The following is a 5444-nucleotide window of genomic DNA, read 5'->3' on the forward strand; positions in this document are numbered from 1 at the left end:
CAACTATGATGGCCGCACTGCCTCCGGAAGCAACGTGCTACGAAATGCGCGCTTACAGCGATGGGGCAGGTCCTCCGCGATCAACCGATCGGCCGCCTTGGTCGATCTGAGGAAATCGCAGCCGCAGTCCTGTGGCTTCGCGGCCCTGCTGCCAGTTTCGTTGCCGGCGCTGCTTTGCCCGTCGATGGTGGATTTGTTGCTCATTGAGGTCGCGTCATCGATCTAACGAGCGGGTCTGTAGCAAGCTGCCGTTTGGCGGTGGACCGGCAAACGTCTTAGGTTGGTCGACAGCTCCCAGAAAAAGCGGAATGTCTGCTGCGAGGGATCGAAAATCGAGCGCTGAGAGTCCGGCATGGGTCGGGAGCTGAACCACTTACGGCGATGAGAGCCGTAGACCTCAAGAGTTGTGCAGGGCCGCGACCAAATCGCGGGAGCCGCTGATAATTCGCTGTACGGTGACGATAGCCATGTCAACGGTATATGCGATCAACACGCGACGTTCGAATGTGAGTGTCCTCAGACCTGCAATCAAGTCGTCGCGAGGGGATCCGCGGTGAGGAAAATCAGCCAACCCGGCAATGCGGTCTTCGATCCTGGCAAGGTAGCCGTTTGCAGTGGGCAGGTCAGTTTCCGCGCTTACCCATTGGTGAAGTGTGATCAGATCTTCGATCGCCAATGCCGACAATTGGACGTCGTAGGTCATGCTTTGGCGACGGAAGCACGTACCTGAGCGAAGGCCTTGTCGAGCGCCATTGGGGGACGAGGGTCGGCCAAAGCCTCCGCAACGCGAACCCGGATCAGTTCATCCAGCACCGCCTCTTCACGATCTAGCGCGCGCAGGCCTGCCCGCATCACTTCACTCATCGAGGCATATCGACCGGAAGCCAGATGTCGTTCAGCATGCGATGCCATCTCACCGAGCGTTACCGAAATTGCTTTCGCGGCCATGTCTACCTCCACTTAATATGATTAAATCATACCCGATCTTTCGCGTGCAAGCTAGTGACTGATTAGCGGGATGATCCCACGAGAGATTTTCCGAGTGAAGGCAACTGTCGGCTCCCAGCGAGCGGGAACTGACTCATGAAGGTCTGAGAAGATTGACACCTGCCGGGTTGGCAGACCGTCAGCAGCTGGGTGTCACGAATTGGATGTTGAGGGTCTGCAATGGCTCGACTGTAGTAAGGGTTCCTAGGCGTCGTTGGCGTCGTTCAGGCCGCGCAACTGCTGCGACGCAACTCCCCAAAGCTGTCGACTCCGGCTAACCCGTCAGCCGGTATGAACCACCGTGTCTGCGGCGTAGGCCTTGCGCTTTCCTAACGGTTGCTCTTCCCCAGGGGTGTGTCGCTCGATGTCTGCCGCTCTAACTCGCAATTCAGCTCGGCACCCAGAAAAAGCACGTAGGCCGAAAAATACAGCCACGTGAGCAGTACCATAGCTGCGCCGAGCGACCCGTACGTGGCGTCATAATTGCTGAAATCCGCGACGTAGAGCCCAAAGCCGAATGTCAAGAACATCCATGAGCAGGGTGTAAAGATCGAGCCAAGCGTAAGCCACCGCGATTTCACGCGTGCCCGGTTAGGGCCAAAGCGGTCGATGACCGCGGCCCGAGCGATGCCCACCGCGCCAACGAGCAGGTACGAAACAATAGTAATCTGAACGGCAAAGAAAGGTGGCGCGCCACTGAAACTGGCACTGAGCGTGGACAGACCGACATCTTGGAAGATGCAGGCCCTAGCTGCTGCAGCGCCTGGATTCGAGCTTACCTATCCTTGTCTCCGATGATGGCGCCTGCTGTTCCGCCCACGACAGCACCTTTAGTTGTGCCCAGACCCGTCGCACTTCCGACAGCCGCGCCGCCCGCACCGCCGATCAGACCGCCCCGCGTGGCGCCATGCGAGCACGCGCTCGTGCCAGAGGCCAGCACGACGATCAGCGCTATCCGGCGGCGACCTTAATGTTCATAATGGGATCCTCCTGTTGCTTTGAACTGGAGCGAGCGGCCGGTGGGAATGTTCCCGATAACCCGAGCAACACCACGTTTCCGCTAAATAACCTCGAAATTACTGGCGCATATCCGCTGCCGTTGCTCCGGTGAGGCCCCCAAGAATAGGACTCGCCACTGTCGGGAAAAGCAACTCGATAAGCTGCGAACCGCCATCGATGCCAATTGCACGACACGAGGAGGCTGCCGATGCAAAAGCCAAGTCGATTTGCGACGGCGCAAGCGCACCTTTCGCCATCAGAACCTGCGCCAGCGAAGCGATGGAAAACAGCGCGGCCATCGACCCGTCAGCGGCATCGATTGCAATACGGCGATCCGTCATGCGTGTCCTATCTGCAGTTGCCGCCCGGTCGAGGCCGGCGATGGTTTCCTGCGGGAATCGTACGATAAGCCCGGTTTGATCCAGACACGCCGGTTACTAGGGCTTATCATTGATCCGATTTGTAAGCAGGCTTTCGGGAATTCGCGATCGGCATCGCGCTTATCGGTGCCAGCGCCGGGACAACCTGGGAAATCGGGCAACCTAGCAACTGGATCCAGGAACTCGAAATGTCGGGTAGCCCTTTCCACCTTCGAACACGCCAAGGCGCGGCAACTTTCCACCCTTCTGTCAATCGACGCGGGGAAGCGGGTCGGGGGCGACCCGTCAAACCGAGGCCCGCTGATATCGGCTAAGGGAATCGTCCAGCGCCATGCACTCAGGGATGAAGATCTCGCAGCCTGCCCCCGACAGCACCGGCTACGCTGGCGATAAAGGCGCCAACCACAAGGGACAGTCCGGTAAAGCCAGCCAACGTCACCGCCGCCTCTCTCATCGCATCGGCGGCTGCATGCGTACTTTCCATATCGACCGTGGGAACAGCTGGATTGGCAAGAGCGCCCGCAAGAACGGCAACGAGAGCAAGAAAGACCGTTGCAGTCGCCCAAGTTAGAAAGCCATGCGCGGTGTCGCGGAAGAACACCCCGTCGCTATGCAGACCGTGCCAGCGAGTGCGCAAACGACCTGCAAGATAGCCGCCGCTGAGCGAGGCCAGCCATTGAGTCACGATCATCCAGATGCCGGCCCCGATCGCAAATGCGGAGCCTTTTGCCCCGACGCCTGGCCATGGGGATACAGACCCCAGTCCAAAGGCGGATCCCAGGATCATGAGCACCAATGTGACGGAGATGGCGGCGATCACACCTCCCAGGATCGCAGACCATGATATGGCTGATCCGAGTTCGCCAGCAGGGGCCCCGCTGGGGTAAAGTTCTGGATTGACGTGCGGATGTGCAGGCTCAACCATGGTCAGTGCCAGAACAGGAGGAGAAGCAGGATTATCGGCAGCGGAATGCCGAGCAGCCAAAGAACAATTCCCTTACCCATGATTGCCTCTCCAAGAACAACGACATTGTTACAGAACAGAAACAAAACTGTCTGACCGTAGTTCCCAATCATCAGGCGTGCTCATGATCGAATGCCTTGCACTCAGCATGGCCTGAGGGCCACATCCGTTTCTAACAGGGCGATTAGGATCAATCCATGCTGCGATCGTTCCCAGAAGCCGAGAGTGGCGCGAGTGGCGTCTGGATCGACCTGCTCTCGCCTGACCCTGATGAGCGCTCCATTGCCGAGCAGCGATGTGGTTTGAAACTGCCGGCCCGCGAAGCGTTGAGCGAGATCCAGGCTTCGAGCCGGCTACGCGCAGATGGCGACGTCCTCTATATGAGCGCGGCTCTGATTTCGGGTACCGGCGCCGGGGAGTGGAGCAATGCGCCAACCGGCTTCATCCTGACCCCCGATACCTTGATCACGGTGCGATATGATTATCTGGAACCGTTCGATGCGGTCGGTGAAAAGCTCAGGCACGACGTGGACGTAAGCGCAGCAAGTGTGCTGGCAACGCTGCTCGAGGACATTGTCGGTCGGGCTGCCGATCATCTGGAACAGGCGTCAGCAGTCGTATCCAAAGCGTCGCAATTGCTCTTCTTTGAAGAAGAGGAACGGCCCGGGCTTAAGCGGGAAACCCGCAAGATACGTCTGATAATGCGTGATGTAGGGCGGGCCAGCGATCAGGCATCGCGCGTGCGCTATGCGTTTCTCAGCCTCGGCCGGATGGTCAGCTTCATTCTGGATCGTTGCACACCGGACCTTGATCAGCTCATGCAAGAGCGGTTCGATTCCATACGGCATGACATCAACTCGCTCGATGAGTTCGAGACCAGTCTTGAAGGGCGCATCCAGCTGCTTCAGGACGCTGCAGCCGCTTTTCTGAGCATTGAGCAGAACGATGTCGTGAAGGTACTTACAGTCGCCTCAGTCGTAGGTGTCCCGCCCGTTCTTGTCGTGGGCGTCTACGGCATGAATTTCAGGAACATGCCAGAGTTGAGTTGGGAACTGGGCTATCCCTACGCGCTGATCCTGTGTCTTGTATCGGGTCTGCTGCCCTATATCTGGTTCAAATGGCGGGGGTGGATCTAACTAGCACCGCCGACCCGTCGAGCCTCATACTGCTGACTATGGCCGTTCCCCCAGCGGAACCTCGATCATCGATATTCGCTTTTAATTGCAACGGATTCAAACGGCCCTTAGCATGCGAGGTGGAGAGCGATGGACATAGACCTGACGGGCAAGCGCGTCCTGGTCACAGGGGGCAATTCCGGGCTCGGTGCGGCCATCGCCAAGGCCTTTTCTGCCGAAGGCGCCTGCGTAGCCATCAACTACCTCGTCAATCCTGAAGAGACCGACACGCTGGTGAAGCAGTTCGTGACAGCCGGTGGCAAGGCGCTGGGACTGATGGCCGACATCAGCGACGCCGAAGCGATCGAGGCGATGTTCGAGGAGATCGACGAGGCTTGGGGCGGGATCGACATCCTGGTGAACAATGCCGGGATCGATGGCCACGCCGCGCTGGGCTGGGAAGCTGAACCCGATGCCTGGGGCAAGGTCATCGACATCAATCTCAAGGGGGCTTTCCTTTGCGCCCGCGCTGCACTGAAGCGCATGGTCCCGCAGAAGTCCGGCGTAGTGCTCAATACTTCCAGCGTTCACGAGGTGATCGCCTGGACCGGCTACAGCGCGTACACGGCTAGCAAGGCCGGCGTGTCGATGATGTCGAAGTCGCTGGCGCAGGAGGCTGCTCCCCATGGCGTGCGGGTGCTGTGCATCGCTCCTGGCGCGATCCGCACGCCCATCAACAAGGCGGTATGGAGCGATCCGGAAACCTACAAGGATCTCCTCACCAAGATCCCTCTTGGTCGCATCGGAGAAGCGGAAGACATCGCCAGAATGGCCGTCGTTCTTGCTTCCGACGTTGCCGGCTATATCACCGGCACAACCGTCTTCGTCGATGGCGGCATGACCGACTACCCCTCCTTCGCGCATGGTGGGTGAGGGCATGGCGAACCGCATCGAGGATTACGGTCTGATCGGGAACATGCTGTCGGCTGCCCTCGTCGG

8 protein-coding genes are annotated in these 5444 nt (G+C 58.9%); 3 read left to right on the forward strand and 5 right to left on the reverse strand.

The window, feature by feature from the left end:
- The first annotated feature begins 60 nt into the window (after positions 1-60).
- Positions 61-207 carry an SDR family oxidoreductase gene (locus LH128_RS08835; RefSeq protein WP_083910148.1) on the forward strand — a complete coding sequence of 49 codons (147 nt, stop codon included), beginning with the start codon at positions 61-63 and terminating at the stop codon, positions 205-207.
- A 190-nt stretch (positions 208-397) separates the two neighbouring features.
- On the opposite strand, the gene LH128_RS08840 is transcribed toward LH128_RS08835, so the two are convergent.
- From LH128_RS08840 to LH128_RS08860, 5 genes are all read right to left on the reverse strand, one after another.
- Positions 398-703 (reverse strand): type II toxin-antitoxin system RelE/ParE family toxin, encoded by a 306-nt coding sequence (locus LH128_RS08840; protein WP_008829272.1) that lies wholly within the window; start codon positions 701-703, stop codon positions 398-400.
- A complete protein-coding gene (locus LH128_RS08845; RefSeq protein WP_008829273.1) occupies positions 700-948 on the reverse strand; it encodes a ribbon-helix-helix domain-containing protein in 249 nt (82 codons plus the stop codon). Before LH128_RS08845 ends, LH128_RS08840 begins: the two co-directional genes overlap by 4 nt.
- A 368-nt stretch (positions 949-1316) precedes the next feature.
- Positions 1317-1727, reverse strand: coding sequence for a YihY/virulence factor BrkB family protein (locus tag LH128_RS32070; RefSeq protein WP_083910149.1), 411 nt, complete (start codon positions 1725-1727; stop codon positions 1317-1319).
- Between the two features lie 336 nt (positions 1728-2063).
- Complete coding sequence (locus tag LH128_RS08855) at positions 2064-2327, reverse strand: hypothetical protein (RefSeq protein WP_008829275.1); 264 nt, start codon at positions 2325-2327, stop codon at positions 2064-2066.
- A 376-nt stretch (positions 2328-2703) separates the two neighbouring features.
- Complete coding sequence (locus tag LH128_RS08860) at positions 2704-3186, reverse strand: hypothetical protein (protein ID WP_008829276.1); 483 nt, start codon at positions 3184-3186, stop codon at positions 2704-2706.
- Positions 3187-3527: 341 nt separating this feature from the next.
- On the opposite strand from LH128_RS08860, the gene LH128_RS08865 reads away from it, so the two are divergent.
- Both LH128_RS08865 and LH128_RS08870 read left to right on the forward strand, forming a co-directional pair.
- On the forward strand, positions 3528-4466 hold the full coding sequence (locus LH128_RS08865) for a CorA family divalent cation transporter (RefSeq protein ID WP_008829277.1): 939 nt from the start codon (positions 3528-3530) through the stop codon (positions 4464-4466).
- A gap of 129 nt (positions 4467-4595) precedes the next feature.
- A complete protein-coding gene (locus LH128_RS08870) occupies positions 4596-5378 on the forward strand; it encodes a glucose 1-dehydrogenase (RefSeq protein WP_008829278.1) in 783 nt (260 codons plus the stop codon).
- Positions 5379-5444 lie beyond the last annotated feature (66 nt).

Origin of the sequence: Sphingomonas sp. LH128 (assembly GCF_000293195.2) — a bacterium.
Lineage (GTDB): Bacteria > Pseudomonadota > Alphaproteobacteria > Sphingomonadales > Sphingomonadaceae > Novosphingobium > Novosphingobium resinovorum_A.

Excerpts from the sequence above, each read along its gene's own strand:
- LH128_RS08845 (WP_008829273.1), bottom strand. The coding sequence starts at position 948 with ATGGCCGCGAAAGCAATTTCGGTAACGCTCGGTGAGATGGCATCGCAT.
- LH128_RS08835 (WP_083910148.1), top strand. The coding sequence starts at position 61 with ATGGGGCAGGTCCTCCGCGATCAACCGATCGGCCGCCTTGGTCGATCT.
- LH128_RS08840 (WP_008829272.1), bottom strand. The coding sequence starts at position 703 with ATGACCTACGACGTCCAATTGTCGGCATTGGCGATCGAAGATCTGATC.
- LH128_RS08855 (WP_008829275.1), bottom strand. The coding sequence starts at position 2,327 with ATGACGGATCGCCGTATTGCAATCGATGCCGCTGACGGGTCGATGGCC.
- LH128_RS08865 (WP_008829277.1), top strand. The coding sequence starts at position 3,528 with ATGCTGCGATCGTTCCCAGAAGCCGAGAGTGGCGCGAGTGGCGTCTGG.
- LH128_RS08870 (WP_008829278.1), top strand. The coding sequence starts at position 4,596 with ATGGACATAGACCTGACGGGCAAGCGCGTCCTGGTCACAGGGGGCAAT.